Here is an 18,411-nt window from a genome sequence, read left to right as displayed (position 1 = left end):
TGACCACGCGGTGGCATTGGAGGCTCGGGTTGCCGATCTTGACGAAAACCTCAAGCAGCTAACAGTGGCAACAGAAGCGCTTCGCTCTATGACGAGCGGGGCCGCGTCTGAGGCGGCGGTGGCCGCCAACGAACGCGCGATCGCCGAAGCCGAGCAGCGCAAGGATCGGCTAAATAGGAACGCCCAAGTCATTCGTAATCTTTGCAAGGTTTACGACGAATGTGACCTTGCCGGCGCGCGGGCACTAGGAGAATGATGCGCCCCACTGCTCGTACGATCAAAGCCGCAGTCTTCCTGGCAGCCGCGACCTGGCTTCTTGCGGGCTGCGCTGGTTTCGGACCGACTGGGCAGGAACGAGCGGACCAGCTCGTCACACAACTCGAGTCGGACAACCTCGGCATTCGCGAGGCGACCGCCGATTACACCGGGTCGATCTCGAGCACGATGGTTCTGCGCGTTACCCTTGACGATTCAGTTGTGGAATACGGATCTGTATCTTCGGACACTCTTCGTCCGATCCTCGCAACAATTGGTCGCGGTACGGAGCAGATGCGGCTCGGATCAATGGATCTATATGCAAAGGACTCAGAAGGTCAGGCCGTTTCGCTCGCGTCCGCAGCAGGCGATCTCGGATTGACTGACGCGGTCGATGGGAAGTCCCTTACCTTGTTGCAATCTGATTTGCGAGCTATCAGGAAATGGTGACCCGACATAAATGGGTTTCGATCAGGTGCGAAATCCCTCTTCCTAAGCTTGCTGATGTGTATGACAACTGTGGTCTGGTAGCTGCGCGGGCGTCGGGATCATGATGGGTGCCTTCACACGTGGAGCAGGGCGGGCGGTGGCGGGGTTTGTCCTCGCTGCAGCGCTCGGCGGTTGTGCGATAGGCGGACCAACGGGGCAAGATCGTGCCGATGAGCTCGCGAGTCAGCTGGAGGATCCGGGGCTCGGCGTGCGGAGCGCGAAGGCGATCTTTCAATCCTCGTTCTCGGGCGATCTTTCCGTGACGGTGGTACTCAGCTCTGACGTGGTGCAGCCTGCAGAGTCGGTCACAGCGGAGACTCTCGGTCGTGTCTTGGGGATCGTTTCGCGAAGCGCCGAAGAGATGAATGTCGGCGGAGTTGTTTTCTACGTAGAAGATGAGGAAGGAACCGACGTTTCTACGGTGCGGGCGACGGAGGACCTCGGCATCGCTGAGGCCCTCGACGGAAGTGCACTCCTTCTCACCCCCGAACGACTCGAAAGGCTTGCGAGACGATGATCCGTTCTCTTCGTCCAGGCCTCACCGTCTTGGCTGTTGCGCTCTTGTTCGGGCTGACCGCCTGCTTCGGCGGGCCCAGCACCGGCGAGAAGGAGGCGCGGCTGACAGCGGCGCTCGAATCCGCGGGCAGCGGTGTCGTGGGCGCGAAAGTGGTTACGACTCCCTCTGCCGCGGGCGGGTTGACCGTCACAGTGAAGCTCTCCTCCGATGGTTTGGAGCCGGGCGGCCGCGAGGTCGCCGCCGCGACCCTGACACGCATCCTCATGGTCACGGCAGACAACGCTGCAGACATGAAAGTGACAAGCCTGTATCTCTACGCGGATGACGAATCGGGGAAAGACCTGTCGTTCCGAGATGCCGCGACCGAGCTGGGGCTTCAGAAGTCACTCAACGGCGATTCGCTGACGCTTGTCGCGGAGGAATGGACCTCCTACGCCGGGAAGTGACCGCGAGCCGAGAAAAATGATGCGATTACGAGCACGTGGACTGGCTGTGGTGGCGGTGGCCACTACGCGGGGTCTGGCACTGAAGTCAGGTCAGAACACATCGGATCAAATTGCCCGCCGAGGTCTTCGCTTGCGCCGGGCCGCTGAAACACTTCGCATACTGGCTGAGGCGCGTAGCGCCCGTGGCGTGCGGGCCTTGGGCGTTCGATGAACGGCGGCAAGCGCAGAGTAAGTACGGCAATTGCTGGCTTCTTCTTCGCAACTTTGCTCGGTGGTTGTTCCATCGGCGGGCAAACGGGACAGGATCGTGCTGTTTTTTTCTCCGCTGAAGAAGAGGGCGGGATCGACGTTTCAATGGTCGGGGCGGCGCGCGAGCTCGGCATCAGTGAGGCAATCAACGGGAGCTCGCTCCACCTAACCGGAGAGCGGCTTGATTCTCTTGCTAAACAGTGATCCGCGCTCGTCCCTGTGGAGCGCACCAGTGCCGTTCAAACTGCGGCGCGTGATCAATGAACAAGGCCGGCGCTGCCATGGTGTTATCCACACCGATCGCCCCGCAGTCAGCGTGTTGCGGCGCTTCGAGCATGCCGGCGCCAGAAGCCACCACAACGGATTCCCTCGACGTGTGCCGAGAGTGGTGACAAGTACTGCATCGCTCAGGCATGACCCGGCAGTCCAGCGGGCGGTGGGGTCACGATGAACATCCGAGAACGTGGGGCGGCGCTGGCGGTGTCGAGCCTTGTCCTTGCCACCGCGCTTGGCAGTTGCTCCATAGGTGGACCGACCGGGCAAGAGCGTGCCGATGACCTTGCGAGGCAGCTCAAGAACGGAGGACTCGGCGTTCACAGCGCGGAAGCCATCTATCTGTCGTCGTTCTCGGGCGACCTTACTGTGTCGGTGATCCTGGAGCCAGACGCGCTGCAGCCCGGCTACTCGGTGTCGGCCGAGACTCTCGGCCCGATCCTGGGCGTTGTCGCCCGAAGCGCAGAAGACATGAGAGTCGGCGGAGTCGGCTTTTACGCGAAGGAAGAAGGGGGAATCCGGATCTCGCTGAAAACGGCGGCGGAGGACCTCGGCATCGCTGAAGCCGTCAACGGCCAGTCACTCTCTCTCACCGGCGAACGACTCGAATCTCTGGTGAATCGGTGATCTGCATCGGCCTCTCGAGGCGCCGCCGTTGGATCCAGAGGTCGCCGAGGCGGTCCAATGGGGGCGATAGAGGCATCGAGACCTTCACCGGCTGCCCGGGCGGTGCGGCGGATCCTCCGCGACAGGTATTCGCTGTCACCGGAGCCACCAGAAGAACGGCCTACTTCACCCGAGGCTTCGCCGGCTTTCCGTCCGCGGTGACCTGAGGGTGATGCTTGGTCAGCTGGATCACGCCCCAGGTGGCGATCGCGCCCGCGATGACGAAGCCGATGAGCGCCCACGCGGGGGCCGTCGACGCCTCGCCGAGGACGAGAAGACCGATCAACACCGCGACGATCGGGTCGATCACGGTGAGCCCCGCGATGACGAGGTCGGGCGGACCGACCGAGTACGCGGTCTGCACGAAGTACGCGCCCACGGCCACCGCGGCCAGCAGAGCGACGAGGCACAGCATCGTCAGCCACTCGAAGTTGCCGGCCTGCGCGCGGCTGATGACGACCTTCGCGAGGGTCGCGACGAAGCCGTAGATCACCCCCGCGGCCATGATGTAGAAGAGTGCCTGCGCCCGGCGACGCACGAGCACCCAGAACACGCCGAAGACGATGACCACGACGGCGAGGATGCCGAGGATGATCCACAGTTCGCGCTCGGTGACCACGTGCTCGGTGGCGAAGAACGCTGCGATCGTCACGAAGATGAAGATGCCGCCCACGCACAGGGCGATCGCGATCAGGGATTGCCGCGTCGGCTTCTGGCCAGAGACGCGGGCGTTCAACACCGTCGTGATCACGAGCGCGATCGCACCGAGAGGCTGAACGAGAATGAGCGGTGCGACCGACAGCGCCGAGAGCTGGCACACGATCGCCAGTCCGAGCATGACGGTGCCCGCGACCCACGAGGGACGTGTCAGCAGAGACGTGAGCTGCTTGCGCGAGAGGCCGCCGGTGGTCTTGCCCGAGAGGCGCTCGACCTTCTGCACCCCGCGGTGCTGGTACTGCGCGCCGAACGACATGAACACCGCTCCGAGGAGCGCCAACGGGATGCCGAGGAGGATACGGGGATCGCGGAAGACACCGACGAGTTGGTCGATTCCGTCGCTGAGGGTGGCATCGAGCGGGATCACCCTCCGACGATAGCCCGCCGTCCGCTGGTTAGGCTGGTGACGTGGCCGTACTCCCGATTCGCATCATGGGTGATCCCGTGCTGCACGCTCCCGCTTCCCGTGTCGACGAGATCACCGATGAGGTGCGCACGCTCGTCGCCGACATGTTCGAGACGATGGACACCGCCCCCGGCGTGGGTCTCGCCGCCCCGCAGGTGGGAGTTGGCCTGCGCATCTTCACCTACACGTACGAGGACGACGAGGGTCGACCCTGGCGCGGCGTGGTGATCAACCCCGACTTGTGGATCCGTCCGATGGAGCCCGGCTACCCCGACCCCGACGAAGAGAGCGAGGGATGTCTCTCGTTCCCCGGCGAACGCTTCCCGTTGCGGCGGTCGGAGGCGGCGCTGCTCACCGGCACCGATCTCGACGGTCACGCGGTCCGTATCGAGGTCACGGGCTGGCGCGCGCGCATCCTCCAGCACGAGTTCGATCACCTCGACGGCATCCTGTATGTGGATCGTCTCGACGAGGAGGACAGCCGGGTGGCGGCCAAGATCGCGAAGAAGCGCAAGTGGGGCAAGCCGGGCATCTCGTGGATGCCGGGCGTCGACGACATCGACGCGTGAAGGGCGAGCCGCGGGGCGGCGCCGTCAGTTCTCGATGATGTTCGGCGCGAACCGGCAGAAATAGTCGGTGATCGGTCCGTCGGATTCGCGGATGCCGACGCCGAACGCTTCCTGGTTGATCACCCACGACCCGAGCACGGGGTGATTGCTCCCCTGCGATCCCGGGAAGTCGGGCAACTCGTGGTACTGCTGCCAGACGCGCTCGCGACCCGTCCCCTCGCGGCGGTACTCCTGCCCGTTCGAGGTCACGCTGCCGTCACGGCGATGCACCTGGATGCCGTCGCCCTCTCGACCGAAGACAGGTTTGACGACGAAGTCGGTCATGCCGTTGGGGCCGTCGGCATAGGCCGGCAGCAGGTTCGGGTGGCCGGGGAACAATCGCCAGAGGGCCACGAGGAGGAGCTTGTTCGAGAGGAACATCTTCCACGCCGGCTCGTACCACCGGCCGAAGAGTCCGCGACCGGCGATGAGCAGGGCCCCGAACTCCTGGTCGCCGACGACGCGGTCCTCGCCCGAGACGAGGTCCTCCCACGGGTAGAGCTTGAAGAGATTGCGGATCACGGGGTACTGCGTGCCCGGGGTGTCTCCGGGCAGCGCCGCGATGCTCCGCGACGAGCCCCAGGGCTCCGGGACGCCCACGAACTGCCGCGCGCCGTGGTGCCAGCCGATCTCCTTCATCTCGATGCCGGTGTGTTCCCACCCGGCCTCGCCGGCGACGTCGCGCATGTAGGCGACGGTGTCCCAGTCTTCGCCGTAGGTGTCGGCATCCGAGTGAGCGACGAACAGTCGCCCGCCCTCCCCCTCGTTCAACGAGCGGTGCAACAGGGTTCGCCAGCGCTCCACCAGGGCCTCGTGCAGCCCGTTCCATTGGTCGGTGTCGGCGGGCAGCGCTCCGCTCTTGATCCTGTCCTGCAACCAGAACCACTGCGTGACCGACGCCTCGATGAGACCGGTGGGGGTGTCGCCGTTGTACTCGAGCATCTTGGCGGGTGAGCCGTCGCCGGCGTAGGCGAGGTCGAAGCGGGCGTAGACGTCGGGTTCGTCCTGCTCGAGCGACCATTGCGCGAGCTCGAACGCCTTCGGGCTGAGCCCGAGATGACCGAGTGCCCCGGATGCCATGTATGTGGCCGCCTCGAGGCTCATGCGGTGCAGTTCCTCGGTCTGCTTCTCGAGCTCTTCGACCTCGGGGAGGGTGAACACGTAGGCGGCGCCGTCGTTCCAGTACTCCACCGCCGTCCCGTCGTCGCGGACGGAGTGCGAATAGATCAGGCCGGACTGCTTGATGGTGCGCTCCCAGTCGGGACGCGGGTCGAGCTCGATGCGCCGCATCAGCTGCCGTGGCTTCCGTCGGAGCCCGAGCCGCCGAAGCCGCCGCGCGAGACGCTGTCTCCGTCGCTCGAGATGCCGCGGGCAGCGGTCTTGCCCGAAGGAAGGCTGTCGGAACCACCGGTGGCCGGCTGCCCCACCGCGGGAACCGTCCGGCTGCTGGAGCCGAGCGGCAGGTAGTACCAGTGCGCACTGCCGCCGTGGTTGTTGCAATCGTCGTCGGGAAGTCGCTTCTGGGTGGAATTGTCCCGGCAGATCTGGGCGTAGTCGTCCGAGACGTTCGTCCCCTGCCCGCACCCGGTGAGGGTGGCAGCGAGGGCGGCGACGACGCCGACGGTGACGGTGCGCGACGCGCGACGACGCACGACTGGCTGCATGAGGGGACTCCTTCGGAGATGTCGATCCGGCGACACTGCGCCGATGTTCTCACACCCGCGTGCGGGCGATGTCAGACGCGGGATTCGTGGCGCCGCGGGAAGACGTGGGGCGGGGCGCCGGAGGCCGGCATCCATTCGCAGGTGAAGCTGCCGCGGTAGCCGAAGAGGAAACCGAAGCGGTCGTTGTCGACCCGCATGTCGACGTGGAACCGGCCGTCGGTGTCGTCGAAACGTTCGCGGAGGGTGGCGCGGCCGCTGAAGAGCATCGGGAACCGGAAGCCGACCGGCCCCTCGTAGAAGCGCTGCTCCCCCGATCGGAGGAGCAGTCCGCCGTCGTCGTCCACTTTCAGGTCGAGGTCGACGGCGAGATGCTGATGCGTGCCGAGGTAGTCGATGACCCGTCCGTCGTGCAGGATCATCGTCGCGTCGAACCGCGCGGAGCGCCCACCCACCTCGTACTCGCGGACGAAGGTCACGGTCTCACGACCGAAGGGGTCGAGGTATGGACTGTTCCAGATGGTGAAGGGCACGTCCTCGCCGACCGCCGGGACGAGGATGTTCCGCAGTTTTCCGAACTGCAGGAACGGGACCGTCCACCAGGGTCCGCGCCGGATCTCGCTCATGACGCCGCGGCCGACGCACGCCTGATCGTCGTCGAGGCCGACGCCGAAGCGTCGCTGCATCATCGGGTGCAGGCGGTCGAAATCGGAGCCCATCGCCCGCGCGAAGATCGAGGTCATCGTTGGCCTCCCGGCGCGGGCAGTGCGGCGAGCGTGGCGGGTGCGTCGTCGAGCGCACGCCGTCGGTGCGGGGGGACCCTCTCGCAGCGCGACGCGCGGGGGCGATCTCTCCGCCAGAAGGCGACGGCATGCACGAGCGACCAACGCTCCGGTTCGACACCCGCTTCGAGCCACAGGCGCAGTCGGTCGAAGCTCCACGCGGTGGCCCAACCCACGAGGGGACGCACGATCACGTCGAGCGGGCCCCACCCCGCCGCGTAGTCGTAGCCCGTGGAGAACCGGATGCCGTCGTCCACCGGCTCGTACCGCCAGTAGCCGCGACCGTCGCGCAAGGGCGATAGGCGGTCGGCCGTGGTGAACCGCAGAGCGGAGGTACGGCTGCCGTCGGGGCGTGAGCTCTCGCCGATGCTGATGCCATCGCCGCGGACGGTGTGGACGGGTGTGCGTCTCTCGTAGACGAAGCGCGCGGCGCCGTCCGCGTCGCTCGTGGTGGGTGTGATGCGCGAGAAGCGCACGTCCCACCGCACGTGCTGCGACGGGTCCTGCGTCGCCGTCCACACCTGGTCGAGCGTCGCGCGGATGGTCGTCGCGACATAGATCCCCCGTGCCCCCATAGCGTCAGCCTAGGCGTGAGGGGGTCGCGGTCGACACATCCCTCGGCGGGTGTCGTCAGCCCGCCCCGAAGGAGTGCAGCGCGAGGTCGTCGCTGAGGGCTTCGCTCGCGAGACGCCCCCGCACACTCGTGCCCTGCTCGTCGAGCGGCGGGCTCACGACGGCGCCGCCGAGACGCCCGGGAACCGAGAGCACGATCGCACCCGAGACGCTCGACTTGGCCGGGATGCCGACCGCTCGCATCCACCGTCCTGATCCGTCGTAGACGCCGCAGGTCGCCATGACCGATATGACGTCGCGCGCGACGCGCTCAGGCACGGCGCGCTCCCCCGTTCGGGGATTGACTCCGCCGAGCGCGAGAGTGGCGCCCATGACAGCGAGGGTCTCGGCATCCACCAGGGTCGCGCAGGCGCGGGCGTACACGGCGACAGCGTCGTCGGCCGTCGGTTCGAGGGTGCCCTCCGCGCGCATGAGGTGGGCGAGGGCGTGGTTGCGATCGCCGAGGAGATGTTCGTTGTGCGCCACGTCCTCATCGACGTCGAGCTCGCGTCCGGCGAAGGCGGCGAGCCCGCGCGCGATGCGGACCATGCGCGCCTCGGCATCGGCACCCTCGACCAGCGAGGCCGTGAGCAGCGCCCCGGCGTTGACCATGGGGTTCGGCGGCCGGCCGGTGCCGCTTTCGAGTTTGAGGGCGTCGAACGACTCGCCGGTCGGTTCGATGCCCACGCGATCCAGCGCCGCGCCGTCGGTGTCGAGCAGCGCCAGCGCGAACAGGAACGGCTTGACCGCGGACTGCACGCTGAACGAGACGTCCGCTTGTCGACTCGATTGCACCGAGCCGTCGGGCAGGACGAGGGCGAGGGCGCAGAAGTCGGGGTCGGCGTCCGCCAGCTGCGGGATGCTGTCGTCGACCTGTCCCCCGCGCTCCGGGAGCAGGCACGACCGCAACGCGTCGAGGTCGGGGGTCGGGGCGTCGGGAGGCGAGATCACGCCCCCAGCCTCGCAGCTACGCGCGGGACCGGGGCCGCTTTCATCAGTACAGTCCGCGCGCCGCGAGCTCGCCCCGCAGAATCGGCGTCAATCGTTCCGCGAACGCCGGGGTCAGGTGGGTGTCGTCGTACCGCACGGGGGTGTCGCCCGCGAACGCGGGGCAGATGTCCTGCCAGCAGCTGAAGGGAAGCGAGCTGATCGCCGCGTCACCCGTGGTCGCGGCATGGGCCTCGGTCGCGGCCTCCATCTGCGTCCACACATCGTCCACGCCCGCAAGGCACGCCGACGGGCCGGTGAGCGGAGAGACGCAGCGGCCGAGGTCGACGCCATGGGGCGGAGGCGCGAGGTAGACGGTGTGGCCCGCGGGCGCCCATCCCGTGACCTCGGAGGCGATGGCGGATGCCAGATCACCGGCGCTCAGGTCGCGTCCATCGACCGAACGCCCCAGCGTGAACGCGTTGGACACCACGAGCAGGTCGGCGGGCGAGGCGCCGATCATCGCCGCGACGTCGGCCTTGCGCTGGGCGCAGCCGGCCATGACCGACGGATCGCGGCTCTCGACGAGCACATCGGTGAAACGGCATCCGTACATTCCGACCGTCGTGACGCGCCACGCTCCCCCGCTGTCATCGGCGAGCTTCGCGAACGCGGGCGCGTACGCCATCGCGCTCGAGTCGCCCACGAGGTACAGATGTCGCGGGGCGTCGGCGGAGCCCCACGTGCACCGGCCGGCGTCGAGAGCGACCCCCGGGGTGAAGCAGTCGTGCGCGCGGTTCGCCGATGATGAAGAGCGCTGCACCTCGTCGAGCGAGGGGTGCAGGTCGGGCCACGAGGTGGCGGTGGTCGCGGCCGCGAGTTCCGCCTGCAGCGCGCTGAGGGCGTCACCGGCCTGGGCCGCGACGTCGACCGCGGCGGGGGCTGCCGCCGGCAGTCCCGGGAGTGTCGGGGCTCCGTACGCCAACATCACGGCGAGGGCGGTGGCGCCGGAGCCGATCGCGAGGGTGGCGCCGGCCATCGCCACGCGCGGGGCGAAGCGCGCGCGCCAAGCGGCCCACGCGGGTGCGGCGTCGGTGGGGAGCGATGCCGCGGGTGCAGGCATCCGCTCTTCTTCCGGTGTCGGGAGCGGTGCAGGGGCGACGACCGCTGCGGCGGCGGGGGCGACCGCGGCGACCGCGGCGCGGGACCCGGGGTAGTACCGCTGACCGGGAACGTACCCGGCGGGTCGCGAGGCGAGCGCGCGCGGAGGGCGCGACGCCGGGCGCGCTTCGGGGACCGCCGGGGCAGGAGACGTCGGCTCCGCCGCGCGAGGCGCGGCCCACGGCGAACGGTGGAACGGCTGCTCGACGCCGAGGGAGGTCGCGACCGTCAGGACGAGCAGGGCCAGGATCGTGATCACCGTCGCGGCGGGCCCGGGCGCGAGCAGGACGCCGGCGAAGACGATCACCGGCAGATGCCAGAGGTAGAGCGAATACGAGACATCACCGAGGGTGACGGCGAGGGGGTTCGTGAGCACGAAAAGGTGCCGGTGGCGGGGATCGCCGCCGATCCCCCCGCCGATCACGAGCGCCGCACCGATCACCGGGAGCGCGGCCGCGGGCGCCGGGAAGGGGCCCGCGGGGTCGATCACGAAGAACGCCGCGAGGATCACGGCCACCCCGGCCCAGGCGAGCATGCCGCGGGCCGCCGCCGGGATGCGCGCGAGCACGGGAGCGGCGGACGCGATCACGGCACCCGTGGCGAGTTCACCCGCCCGCGTGAGCGTGGAGAAGTAGGCCAGGCTCGGATCGGCCGGTGTCTGGACGACGGCGACGATCCCGGATGCCACGACCACCGCCCCGGCGAGGAGTCCCACCGCCACGCGTCCCCCTCGTGCGCGGCGCGCGGCGGCCGGAAGAGCGGCGACGGCGAGGAGGACGAGCAAGGGCCAGACCACAGAGAACTGCTCTTCGACCGACAGCGACCAGAAATGCTGGAGGGGCGAGACACCCGTTGAGGCGAAGTAGTCGCGGCCCTCGAGGCCGAAGTGCCAGTTGGAGACGAGACCCGCCGCAGACAGGGCATCGGTCAGGGTACTTTCAGCCCGCACGGGCGAGAAGACCAGGAAGGCGGAGCCGACAACGGCCGTGAGGACGACCAGCGCGGCGGGGAGCAGCCGCTTCACCCGTCGCGCGAAGAAGGCTCCGAGTCGAACCGTGCCCTCGCGGTCCAGGTCGGAGAGGAGGATTCCCGTGACGAGGAACCCCGAGAGGACGAAGAACACGTCGACGCCCACGAAACCACCACGGGGCCACCCCGTCAGGTGCGTGGCGACGACAGCGACGACGGCGATGGCGCGAAGCCCCTGCAGGTCGCGACGCACACGAGAGGCGGGGGCGGGCACGTCGGATCCTCTCGGGCCGGCGTCGGCGGCCGCAAAGAGCTTAGTGGAACCGCTCCCATGAGGCCGAAGCACAGCCCCCTCACGCACTCGCATGGGACGGGGAACGCAGAGCCTGCCCCCGAATCGAGCCACCATTATGCGCGTCGGAGCAGGCCCCCGCCACCCCCGGTTGCCAGGGGCCGCGCGGGCATAGTGTCCCACTCGACGGATGCGTCCCGGCATCCCTCCCCCTCGCCGTCAGGCGGTCCTGCTCGAAGGAATCGATGAGCCTCTCGTCCGACCACGCGATGCCCCACGCGGGCGACATCCTCGGCGGCCGTTACATCTTGCGCGAGCGGATCGGCGCCGGCGGGATGGGGCGCGTCTTCCGCGCGCGCGACGAGGTGCTCGCGCGCGACGTGGCCATCAAGATCTTCTACGCCGACGCCGCCGACGAACCCGAACCCGTTCGCCGGATGTCGGAGGCGCGAGCCCTCGCGGCCCTCGCGCACCCCTCGCTCGTCACCCTGTACGACGCTCGCCTCACTGGCGACGATCACGTGTACCTCGTGATGGAGCTCGTCGACGGCCCGTCGCTGCAGCGGCGCATCGAGCAGGGCCCTCTCGCACCCGCCGAGGTCGCGGGGATCGTCGCCGACCTGGCGGGGGCGCTCACCGTGGTCCACGACGCGGGGATCGTGCACCGGGACGTGAAGCCGTCCAACGTGCTCCTGCGGCCCGTGCGAGGCGGGGTGCGTTCGCACGAGGCCGTGCTCGCGGACTTCGGCGTCGCCCGTCTGATCGGGGCGACACGCCTGACCACCCCCGGAACCGTCATCGGGACGGCCGCCTATCTCGCCCCGGAGCAGGTGCGCGGGGAGGCGCCCCGTGCCGCGTCGGACGTCTACGCACTCGGGCTCCTCGCCATCGAGGCGCTCACGCGCTTGCACCCCTTCGGCGGAGGAACGCTACAGGAGACGCTGTTGGCTCGCCTCGCTCGTCAGCCCGAGATCCCGGGATCGTACGGCTTCGAGTGGCAGTCCCTGCTGACGTCCATGACCGCTTTCGATCCCGACGAACGGCCCACAGCGGCGAACGTCGTCGAGCGCGCCGAGGCCCTGGCCCTCGAGACGGGTGCGACCCCGGCGGCTGCGCCGGCGGCGTCATGGGCGATGCCGACCGCGTTGATGACCGCCCCCGTCACTCCGCCTGCCGCGCGCGCCGAGCCGGTGGCGCCGGTGGGCGCGGCTGCGGTGCCGAGGACTCTCCCGCGCTCCCGTGCTGAGACGACCGCACCGGTGTCGGCCGCCGCGTCGGTGGGAGCCGGCAGTGTCCCCTCGACATCGGCGCGCGACCCGCGTTCGCGGCGACGCCGCGTGCTGTGGGCCGGAGCCGCCGCCGGCGCTGCCCTCGTCATCGGCGGGCACGTCATGGCCTTCTCGCTCGGCGCCGGGTCCGACATGGCCACGGACCGCGCCTCGACCCCGGCTCCCTCGTCGACGCCGGGCCCCGTCGTGGCCGAGGACGTCCCCTCATCCGTCGAGCCGGTGTCGAACACGGATGCCGAGACCCCGCCGCCGGCGAAAGACCCCGGCAGCTCGCAGCCCACGCAGCCCTCCCCCGCCCCGCCCGTCATCGAGGCGCCGGGTGGCGGGGTCTCGCAGCCCGGTCAGGGCTCGCCCGGCTCCGGTGGCTCCGCCGTCGTCGAGCCGGCGCCCAACACCCCTGAACCGGGCGGCGACAGCGCGGTCCCGACGCCGAGCACCTCCCCCTCCCCCGGAGCGAGCACCGGCACGGCGCCGGGTGCGGGCTCGCCGGGCAACGGGAACGGCAGCGGCAAGGGGAACGGCAACGGCAAGGGGAACGGCGCGAACAACGGCAAGGGGCCGGGCGCAGGGCAGATCGCAGACGTCCCGGCGAACTAGCGGATCCGCGGGTCCGGTCGAGGGCGCACCTTCCGCTCACGCCGTGATGCGACTCTCGTGGCGAGCCTCGCACGGCGGTGATCCCTATGCTGTCCAGAGCTCATCGCCGTTTCGAAAGGCCCCGCGCAACGACGAAGGCCCGACGCTGATGCGTCGGGCCTTCGGTTGGCTCCCCGGCTTGGACTCGAACCAAGAACCTATCGGTTAACAGCCGATTGCTCTGCCAATTGAGCTACCGAGGATCATGCTCACCTTGCGGCGGGCAACCCCACGATACTAACAGCACGCGGGGGCGGCGGAAAAATCAACCGGCCGAAATCCGCCTCTCGGGCGTGCCGTCGGGTGTCCACTGCACGGCCTGGTCGCCATGACTGAGTCCGACGGTATGACCGGCGTGCAGCACCAGGACATCGGCATCCAGGTCTTTCGGCGCTTCTGCGTCGTTCGTCACGATGAGCGATGCCATGCCGCGCTCGTCGCGACGCCGCGTGATCGACGCGCGAGCCGCGGCGCGCACCTCGAGGTCGAGGTTGGCGTACAGGTCGTCGGCGACGAACAGACGCGGCTCGAGCACGAGGGCGCGAGCGAGAGCGACGCGCTGACGCATGCCGGCGCTGAGCTCGTAGGGATACTTCGGCGCGGTGCCGAGCGGCAGTTCCATCTCGTCCAGCAGCGTGGCCACGCGCACCGCGAGAGCCCGCGAGTTGACCTTGCGGTCGCGGCTCGTGATGGGCTCGGCGATCACGTCCTGCACGGTCAGGCGCGAGGGAAGCGCGGCTCCGGCCCCCTGCGGCAGGTAGCCGGTGTGGAAGACCCACTCGCGGCGGGAGCGTCCGGGTCTGCGGGCCGAGATGCCGTGCACGCGCGCGTCTCCCCCGACGACCGCCAGCCCGTCGTCGGGGTGGCCCGCGAGGAGCGAGACGAGCGAGGTCTTGCCCGATCCCGTCGCTCCCTGCACGATCATCGTGCGCGCGGCGGGCAGGGTGAAGGTGATCCCGTCGATCACGCGCACGCCGCTACGCGCCAGAGACAGGTCGTCGGCTCGAAGGGCGACGTCGGTGTCGAGGGTCCGGGGCATTCCCTCATCCTCCCCGACGAGCACGAGCGATGCCAGCGGCGCGCGGCAGCGAGCCCTCAGGTCGCGACGAGTCGCTGACGATCGGCGTCCAGCTCGCGCAGGCGGAAGCGCAGTCTCTTGCCCTCATCGGAATCGGCAGGAACCCGCTGGATGCCGCGGAGCAATTCGTTCTTCTCGCGCTCGAGCTCGCGCACGAGCAGGCCCCGCGCGAGGTCGTTCGCCGAGGCGACAGCTCCCTCTTCGGTGCGCGCCGGGAACTCGGCGGTCAGCAACTCCGCCGCGAGCGACCGGAAGGGCTCGCGGACGGCCTCGACCGCGGCGACGGCCCAGCCGGGTTGGGACAGATCGGTGGATGCCAGGGCACTGCGAACGGCCTCGAGCGCGGGATAGCTGAACGGCGTCTGCAGCGCCCGCAGGAACACGTCCGGCTCGATGCGGTGGCCGTACTGGAGGAACGCCATCATCGCGCCGCGTTCGAGGGCGACATCGCGATTGTTCGGGAGCGATGCCATCGTGACCGAGATCGCGATCGGTGCGGGTTCACTGTCTTTGCGCGTCTCGCGCTTCTCGGCGCGGTCGGCGCCGCGGGCCGCGCGCTCGACGGCCGACTGCACCTCGGGCATGTCGAGACCGAGGCGGCGCGCGAGCACGCGGACGTACCCCGGGCGGAGCGCGGGGTCGCGGATGTCGGCCACGATGGGCGCCGCCGCGCGCAGGGCGCCGGCCCGACCCTCGACGCTGGAGAGGTCGAAGTCCTTGAGGCGCTGATCGATGACGAACTCGAACATGGGCGCCTTGTTCTCCATCAACGCGCGCACGGCTCCGTCGCCGCGTTGCAGGCGCAGGTCGCACGGATCGAGGCCCTCGGGGGCGACGGCGACGTACGTCTGCGCGGCGAAGCGCTTCTCATCGGCGAAGGCGCGCAGCGCCGCCTTCTGCCCCGCGGCATCCGGATCGAAGGTGAAGACGACCTCGCCCGACGAGCTGTCATCGCCCATCACCCGGCGAAGAACCGTGATGTGGTCGCTGCCGAAGGCGGTACCGCACGACGCGATCGCGGTGGTGATGCCCGCGAGATGGCACGCCATGACGTCGGTGTAGCCCTCGACCACGACGACCCGGTGCGAACGCGAGATGTCGCGCTTGGCGAGGTCGAGGCCGTAGAGCACCTGCGCCTTCTTGTAGATCGGCGTCTCGGGGGTGTTCAGGTACTTGGGGCCCTGGTCATCGTCGTAGAGCTTTCGCGCGCCGAAACCGATCACCTGCCCCGTGACGTCGCGGATGGGCCAGACGAGCCGCCCGCGGAAGCGGTCGTAGACGCCACGCTGCCCCTGCGAGACGAGCCCCGCCTGCAGCAGCTCGTCGCGGGTGAACTTCTGCGCGAGCAGGTGGTCCATGAGGTGCGACCAGCCCTTCGGGGCGTAGCCGACGCCGAAGTGAGCGGCCGCGCCCGCGTCGAACCCGCGATCGCCGAGGAAGCGGCGGCCGGTGTCAGCCTCGGGCGTCATGAGCTGCGCGCGGAAGTACTCCGCCGCCGCGGCGTTCGCGGCGTACAGGCGCGAGCGGCCGGTCGTTTCGGGCGCGGGCCCGCCGTCTTCGTAGTGCAGCGTGAAGCCGACGCGCGCGGCCATGCGTTCGACGGCCTCGGTGAACGAGACGTGGTCCATGGCGCGCAGGAACGAGTACACGTCGCCCGATTCGCCGCAGCCGAAGCAGTGGTAGTACCCGACCTGTGGGCGCACGTGAAAGCTGGGGCTCCGCTCGTCGTGGAAGGGGCACAGGCCCTTCATCGACCCGACGCCCGCCGATTTCAGCGCGACGCGCTCACCGACGACATCAGCGATGTTGACCCGCGCCTTGACCTCGTCGACGTCGGACTGGCGGATGCGGGGCATCAGGCATCCGCTCCCCGGGCGGCGCGGGCGCCGGGAGCCCAGACGCCGAGCTCGGCGGCATCCACCTCTCCGACGAGCCGGCCGTGCCACGCGATCGCGAGCTGGTCGGTGAGGCTCGCGACCTGGTCGACAACGACGCGGCGGCGCGCGGCGTCATCGGTGGCCGCGGCGAAGTCGGGGGCGTGCAGGGCGTCGAGGGCGCCGGGGTTCTCCCAGAGGGCGGATGCCAGGCGCTTGAGCACGTGGCGCTGCTCGCGGTACAGCACCTTGCGGCCGTCGATCGAGACGACGGTGGCGCCGATGATGCCCTTGAGCACCGCCATCTCGACCTCGACCTCGGCCGGCACGATGACGTGGGCGCGGTAGCGGGTCAGCTCGTCGGCGGGATACGCCTCGCGCGTGGCCGCGGTGGCGGCGCGTGCGAAGCGGCCGATCAAGTCGGACGTGAGGTTCTTCAGCCGCGCGAGCGCAGGGCGCGTGCCGTCGAACGAGGTGATCCATTCGGGCATGGCCATGAGGCGCTCGAGGCCCGCGGCGAGGTCGTCGCGCACGAAGTCGTAGCCCACCCAGCGCTGGATCGCGTCGAGCAGCCCCTCGCGACCGACGCGCGAGGCGAGGCGGGCCGGGTCGACGTAACGGTTGACCATCGCGTCTTCGAAGTCGTGCACCGAGTAGGCGATGTCGTCCGAGAGGTCCATGACCTCGGCCTCGATACAGCGCTGGCGGGCGGGGGCTCCGCCGCGCATCCAGTGGAACACCGGCTCGTCGTCGGGGTACACGCCGAACTTCAAGCGTCCGCCCGGGTCGGGCACCGGCTCGTCGACCGTCCACGGGTACTTGCACGTGGCGTCGAGGCTCGCGCGGGTGAGGTTGAGGCCGTACGGCTCGCCGTCGGCGCCGAACGACTTCGGCTCGAGGCGGGTGAGGATGCGCAGGGTCTGCGCGTTGCCCTCGAACCCGCCGATGTCTTCGGCCCATTCGTTGAGCGCACGCTCGCCGTTGTGGCCGAACGGCGGGTGGCCGAGGTCGTGACTCAGGCACGCGGTGTCGACGACGTCGGGCGACAGCTGCAGGGCCGTCGCGAGCTCACGCCCCACCTGCGCGACCTCGAGCGAGTGCGTGAGGCGGTTGCGGGCGAAGTCGGCGGGGCTCGCGGGGCTCAGCACCTGGGTTTTGGCCGCGAGTCGGCGCAGCGCCGCCGAGTGCAGCACGCGCGCACGGTCGCGCGCGAAGTCGTCGCGCTGGGAGCGGTGGTTCTCGACGTGGAAGCGCGCCGCGTCGACGTCGTCGTAGCCGAGCGGTCGGGCGACCGTCGGCGACGCCTCAACCGCCACTGTGGTGCAACTCCGCGTCGGAGAGGGCGCGACCGGCATCGTGACCGATCTCGCGGGAGTCGAGCCAGCCGTCGGGAAGGGCCGGGCGCTTGGGCGTGCCCGCGCGACCGCGCTGCCCCTCGGCCGCGGCACCCGGGTACGGGGCGTCGAGTTCCATCGTGGCCAGCAGCTCGTCGATCTCGTCGAGGGTCGACGCGGTCGCGAGGCTCGCGCGCAGCTCGCCGCCGACGGGGTAGCCCTTGAAGTACCAGGCGACGTGCTTGCGGATGTCACGGCATCCGCGCCCCTCGTCTTCGAAGAACTCCACGAGCAGCTCGGCGTGGCGGCGGAAGGCTTTCGCGACGAAACCGAGCGTGGCGTCGACGGGCTCGCCGTGCGCGGCTCCCGGTCCCCCCAGCGCGCGTGCCAGGTCGCCGAACAGCCACGGGCGGCCGAGGCAGCCGCGGCCGACGACGACGCCGTCGCAGCCGGTCTCGTCCATCATGCGCACGGCGTCGTCAGCCGACCAGATGTCGCCGTTGCCGAGGACGGGAACGCTCGTGACCGTCTCTTTGAGCTTCGTGATCGCGGCCCAGTCGGCCTGGCCGGAGTAGAACTCGGATGCCGTGCGGGCGTGCAGCGCGATCGAGGCGACGCCCGCGCCCTCGGCGATGCGCCCGGCCTCGAGGTAGGTGAGGTGGTCGGCGTCGATGCCCTTGCGCATCTTGATGGTCAGCGGCTTGTCGCCCGCGGCCTTGACGGCGCGTTCGACGATCTCGCGGAACAGCGAGGTCTTCCACGGCAGGGCCGCTCCCCCGCCGCGTCGCGTGACCTTGGGCACGGGGCAGCCGAAGTTGAGGTCGATGTGGTCGGCGTGGTCTTCGGCGACGATCATCTGCACCGCGGCCTCGACGGTGGCCGGGTCGACGCCGTAGAGCTGGATCGAGCGGGGGGTCTCGGACTCGTGATGCTGGATGAGTCGCATCGTCGTTTCGTTGCGCTCGACCAGCGCGCGGGTCGTGATCATCTCGCTCACGTAGAGCCCGGCACCGTACTCGCGACACAGGCGACGGAACGCCGTGTTCGTGATGCCGGCCATCGGGGCGAGCACGACGGGAGCGTCGAGTTCGATGTTGCCGATGCGGAGGGACCGCGTCGGTGCCATTGCCGTATTCACTTCACCATTCTCCCAGACGGATAACGACAGCG

At 69.4% G+C, this 18,411-nt stretch carries 19 protein-coding genes and 1 tRNA gene; 8 read left to right on the top strand and 12 right to left on the bottom strand.

Translation table 11 applies throughout. The features are described from left to right. Positions 1-10 precede the first annotated feature (10 nt). The 6 genes from QBE02_RS02310 (at position 11) to QBE02_RS02285 (ending at position 2,856) form a co-directional block, all read left to right on the top strand. Positions 11-256 (top strand): hypothetical protein, encoded by a 246-nt coding sequence (locus QBE02_RS02310; RefSeq protein ID WP_279366976.1) that lies wholly within the window; start codon positions 11-13, stop codon positions 254-256. Next, the gene (locus QBE02_RS02305) at positions 253-705 is read left to right on the top strand and encodes a hypothetical protein (protein WP_279366975.1); all 453 of its coding nucleotides are present in this window, start codon (positions 253-255) and stop codon (positions 703-705) included. Before QBE02_RS02310 ends, QBE02_RS02305 begins: the two co-directional genes overlap by 4 nt. A 298-nt stretch (positions 706-1,003) precedes the next feature. Further along, positions 1,004-1,261 carry a hypothetical protein gene (locus QBE02_RS02300; protein WP_279366974.1) on the top strand — a complete coding sequence of 86 codons (258 nt, stop codon included), beginning with the start codon at positions 1,004-1,006 and terminating at the stop codon, positions 1,259-1,261. Beyond that, the gene (locus tag QBE02_RS02295; protein WP_279366973.1) at positions 1,258-1,707 is read left to right on the top strand and encodes a hypothetical protein; all 450 of its coding nucleotides are present in this window, start codon (positions 1,258-1,260) and stop codon (positions 1,705-1,707) included. The genes QBE02_RS02300 and QBE02_RS02295 overlap by 4 nt, the downstream gene beginning before the upstream one ends. A gap of 207 nt (positions 1,708-1,914) precedes the next feature. After that, complete coding sequence (locus tag QBE02_RS02290; RefSeq protein WP_279366972.1) at positions 1,915-2,160, top strand: hypothetical protein; 246 nt, start codon at positions 1,915-1,917, stop codon at positions 2,158-2,160. 243 nt (positions 2,161-2,403) lie between these two features. Continuing rightward, positions 2,404-2,856 carry a hypothetical protein gene (locus QBE02_RS02285; protein WP_279366971.1) on the top strand — a complete coding sequence of 151 codons (453 nt, stop codon included), beginning with the start codon at positions 2,404-2,406 and terminating at the stop codon, positions 2,854-2,856. Between the two features lie 160 nt (positions 2,857-3,016). Here QBE02_RS02285 and QBE02_RS02280 read toward each other — a convergent pair whose 3' ends face one another. Further along, positions 3,017-3,979 carry a DMT family transporter gene (locus QBE02_RS02280; protein ID WP_174799693.1) on the bottom strand — a complete coding sequence of 321 codons (963 nt, stop codon included), beginning with the start codon at positions 3,977-3,979 and terminating at the stop codon, positions 3,017-3,019. A 41-nt stretch (positions 3,980-4,020) separates the two neighbouring features. On the opposite strand from QBE02_RS02280, the gene def reads away from it, so the two are divergent. Further along, positions 4,021-4,587 (top strand): peptide deformylase, encoded by a 567-nt coding sequence (gene def, locus QBE02_RS02275; RefSeq protein ID WP_279366970.1) that lies wholly within the window; start codon positions 4,021-4,023, stop codon positions 4,585-4,587. Positions 4,588-4,611: 24 nt separating this feature from the next. Here the strand turns inward: def and QBE02_RS02270 are convergent, their stop codons facing one another. The 6 genes from QBE02_RS02270 to QBE02_RS02245 all read right to left on the bottom strand — a co-directional run bounded on the left by QBE02_RS02270 (position 4,612) and on the right by QBE02_RS02245 (position 11,012). Then, a complete protein-coding gene (locus QBE02_RS02270) occupies positions 4,612-5,916 on the bottom strand; it encodes a glutathionylspermidine synthase family protein (RefSeq protein ID WP_279366969.1) in 1,305 nt (434 codons plus the stop codon). Beyond that, positions 5,916-6,290, bottom strand: a complete 375-nt coding sequence (locus QBE02_RS02265; RefSeq protein ID WP_279366968.1) for a tRNA-dihydrouridine synthase — start codon at positions 6,288-6,290, stop codon at positions 5,916-5,918. The genes QBE02_RS02270 and QBE02_RS02265 overlap by 1 nt, the downstream gene beginning before the upstream one ends. A gap of 71 nt (positions 6,291-6,361) precedes the next feature. Next, a complete protein-coding gene (locus QBE02_RS02260) occupies positions 6,362-7,030 on the bottom strand; it encodes a DUF4166 domain-containing protein (protein WP_279366967.1) in 669 nt (222 codons plus the stop codon). Beyond that, the gene (locus tag QBE02_RS02255; RefSeq protein WP_279366966.1) at positions 7,027-7,644 is read right to left on the bottom strand and encodes an SRPBCC family protein; all 618 of its coding nucleotides are present in this window, start codon (positions 7,642-7,644) and stop codon (positions 7,027-7,029) included. Before QBE02_RS02255 ends, QBE02_RS02260 begins: the two co-directional genes overlap by 4 nt. A 55-nt stretch (positions 7,645-7,699) precedes the next feature. After that, positions 7,700-8,632 (bottom strand): glutaminase A, encoded by a 933-nt coding sequence (gene glsA / locus QBE02_RS02250; RefSeq protein ID WP_279366965.1) that lies wholly within the window; start codon positions 8,630-8,632, stop codon positions 7,700-7,702. Positions 8,633-8,675: 43 nt separating this feature from the next. After that, positions 8,676-11,012 carry an acyltransferase family protein gene (locus tag QBE02_RS02245; protein ID WP_279366964.1) on the bottom strand — a complete coding sequence of 779 codons (2,337 nt, stop codon included), beginning with the start codon at positions 11,010-11,012 and terminating at the stop codon, positions 8,676-8,678. Between the two features lie 263 nt (positions 11,013-11,275). Here QBE02_RS02245 and QBE02_RS02240 point away from each other — a divergent pair, with 263 nt between their 5' ends. Further along, complete coding sequence (locus QBE02_RS02240; RefSeq protein ID WP_279366963.1) at positions 11,276-12,916, top strand: serine/threonine-protein kinase; 1,641 nt, start codon at positions 11,276-11,278, stop codon at positions 12,914-12,916. Between the two features lie 166 nt (positions 12,917-13,082). On the opposite strand, the gene QBE02_RS02235 is transcribed toward QBE02_RS02240, so the two are convergent. The 5 genes from QBE02_RS02235 to dusB all read right to left on the bottom strand — a co-directional run bounded on the left by QBE02_RS02235 (position 13,083) and on the right by dusB (position 18,367). Then, positions 13,083-13,158, bottom strand: a tRNA-Asn gene (locus tag QBE02_RS02235). A gap of 62 nt (positions 13,159-13,220) precedes the next feature. Continuing rightward, the gene (locus QBE02_RS02230; RefSeq protein ID WP_279366962.1) at positions 13,221-13,994 is read right to left on the bottom strand and encodes an ATP-binding cassette domain-containing protein; all 774 of its coding nucleotides are present in this window, start codon (positions 13,992-13,994) and stop codon (positions 13,221-13,223) included. A gap of 56 nt (positions 13,995-14,050) precedes the next feature. After that, entirely contained in the window at positions 14,051-15,889 is a 1,839-nt protein-coding gene (gene dnaG, locus QBE02_RS02225; protein WP_279366961.1) for a DNA primase, read from the bottom strand. Then, the gene (locus QBE02_RS02220; protein WP_251507060.1) at positions 15,889-17,223 is read right to left on the bottom strand and encodes a deoxyguanosinetriphosphate triphosphohydrolase; all 1,335 of its coding nucleotides are present in this window, start codon (positions 17,221-17,223) and stop codon (positions 15,889-15,891) included. The genes dnaG and QBE02_RS02220 overlap by 1 nt, the downstream gene beginning before the upstream one ends. Then, on the bottom strand, positions 17,213-18,367 hold the full coding sequence (gene dusB / locus QBE02_RS02215) for a tRNA dihydrouridine synthase DusB (RefSeq protein WP_279366960.1): 1,155 nt from the start codon (positions 18,365-18,367) through the stop codon (positions 17,213-17,215). The genes QBE02_RS02220 and dusB overlap by 11 nt, the downstream gene beginning before the upstream one ends. Between the last annotated feature and the right edge of the window lie 44 nt (positions 18,368-18,411).

It is taken from the genome of Microbacterium testaceum (assembly GCF_029761935.1).
Classification (GTDB): domain Bacteria; phylum Actinomycetota; class Actinomycetes; order Actinomycetales; family Microbacteriaceae; genus Microbacterium; species Microbacterium testaceum_A.
The sequence above is the reverse complement of the archived record's forward strand: the minus strand, read 5'-3'. Positions and strand labels throughout refer to the sequence as shown.

Coding starts and splice junctions, on each gene's coding strand:
- QBE02_RS02305 (WP_279366975.1), top strand. CDS start 253: ATGATGCGCCCCACTGCTCGTACGATCAAAGCCGCAGTCTTCCTGGCA.
- QBE02_RS02295 (WP_279366973.1), top strand. CDS start 1,258: ATGATCCGTTCTCTTCGTCCAGGCCTCACCGTCTTGGCTGTTGCGCTC.
- QBE02_RS02290 (WP_279366972.1), top strand. CDS start 1,915: ATGAACGGCGGCAAGCGCAGAGTAAGTACGGCAATTGCTGGCTTCTTC.
- QBE02_RS02285 (WP_279366971.1), top strand. CDS start 2,404: ATGAACATCCGAGAACGTGGGGCGGCGCTGGCGGTGTCGAGCCTTGTC.
- QBE02_RS02270 (WP_279366969.1), bottom strand. CDS start 5,916: ATGCGGCGCATCGAGCTCGACCCGCGTCCCGACTGGGAGCGCACCATC.
- QBE02_RS02265 (WP_279366968.1), bottom strand. CDS start 6,290: ATGCAGCCAGTCGTGCGTCGTCGCGCGTCGCGCACCGTCACCGTCGGC.
- QBE02_RS02260 (WP_279366967.1), bottom strand. CDS start 7,030: ATGACCTCGATCTTCGCGCGGGCGATGGGCTCCGATTTCGACCGCCTG.
- QBE02_RS02255 (WP_279366966.1), bottom strand. CDS start 7,644: ATGGGGGCACGGGGGATCTATGTCGCGACGACCATCCGCGCGACGCTC.
- QBE02_RS02240 (WP_279366963.1), top strand. CDS start 11,276: ATGAGCCTCTCGTCCGACCACGCGATGCCCCACGCGGGCGACATCCTC.
- QBE02_RS02230 (WP_279366962.1), bottom strand. CDS start 13,994: ATGCCCCGGACCCTCGACACCGACGTCGCCCTTCGAGCCGACGACCTG.
- dnaG (WP_279366961.1), bottom strand. CDS start 15,889: ATGCCCCGCATCCGCCAGTCCGACGTCGACGAGGTCAAGGCGCGGGTC.
- dusB (WP_279366960.1), bottom strand. CDS start 18,367: ATGGCACCGACGCGGTCCCTCCGCATCGGCAACATCGAACTCGACGCT.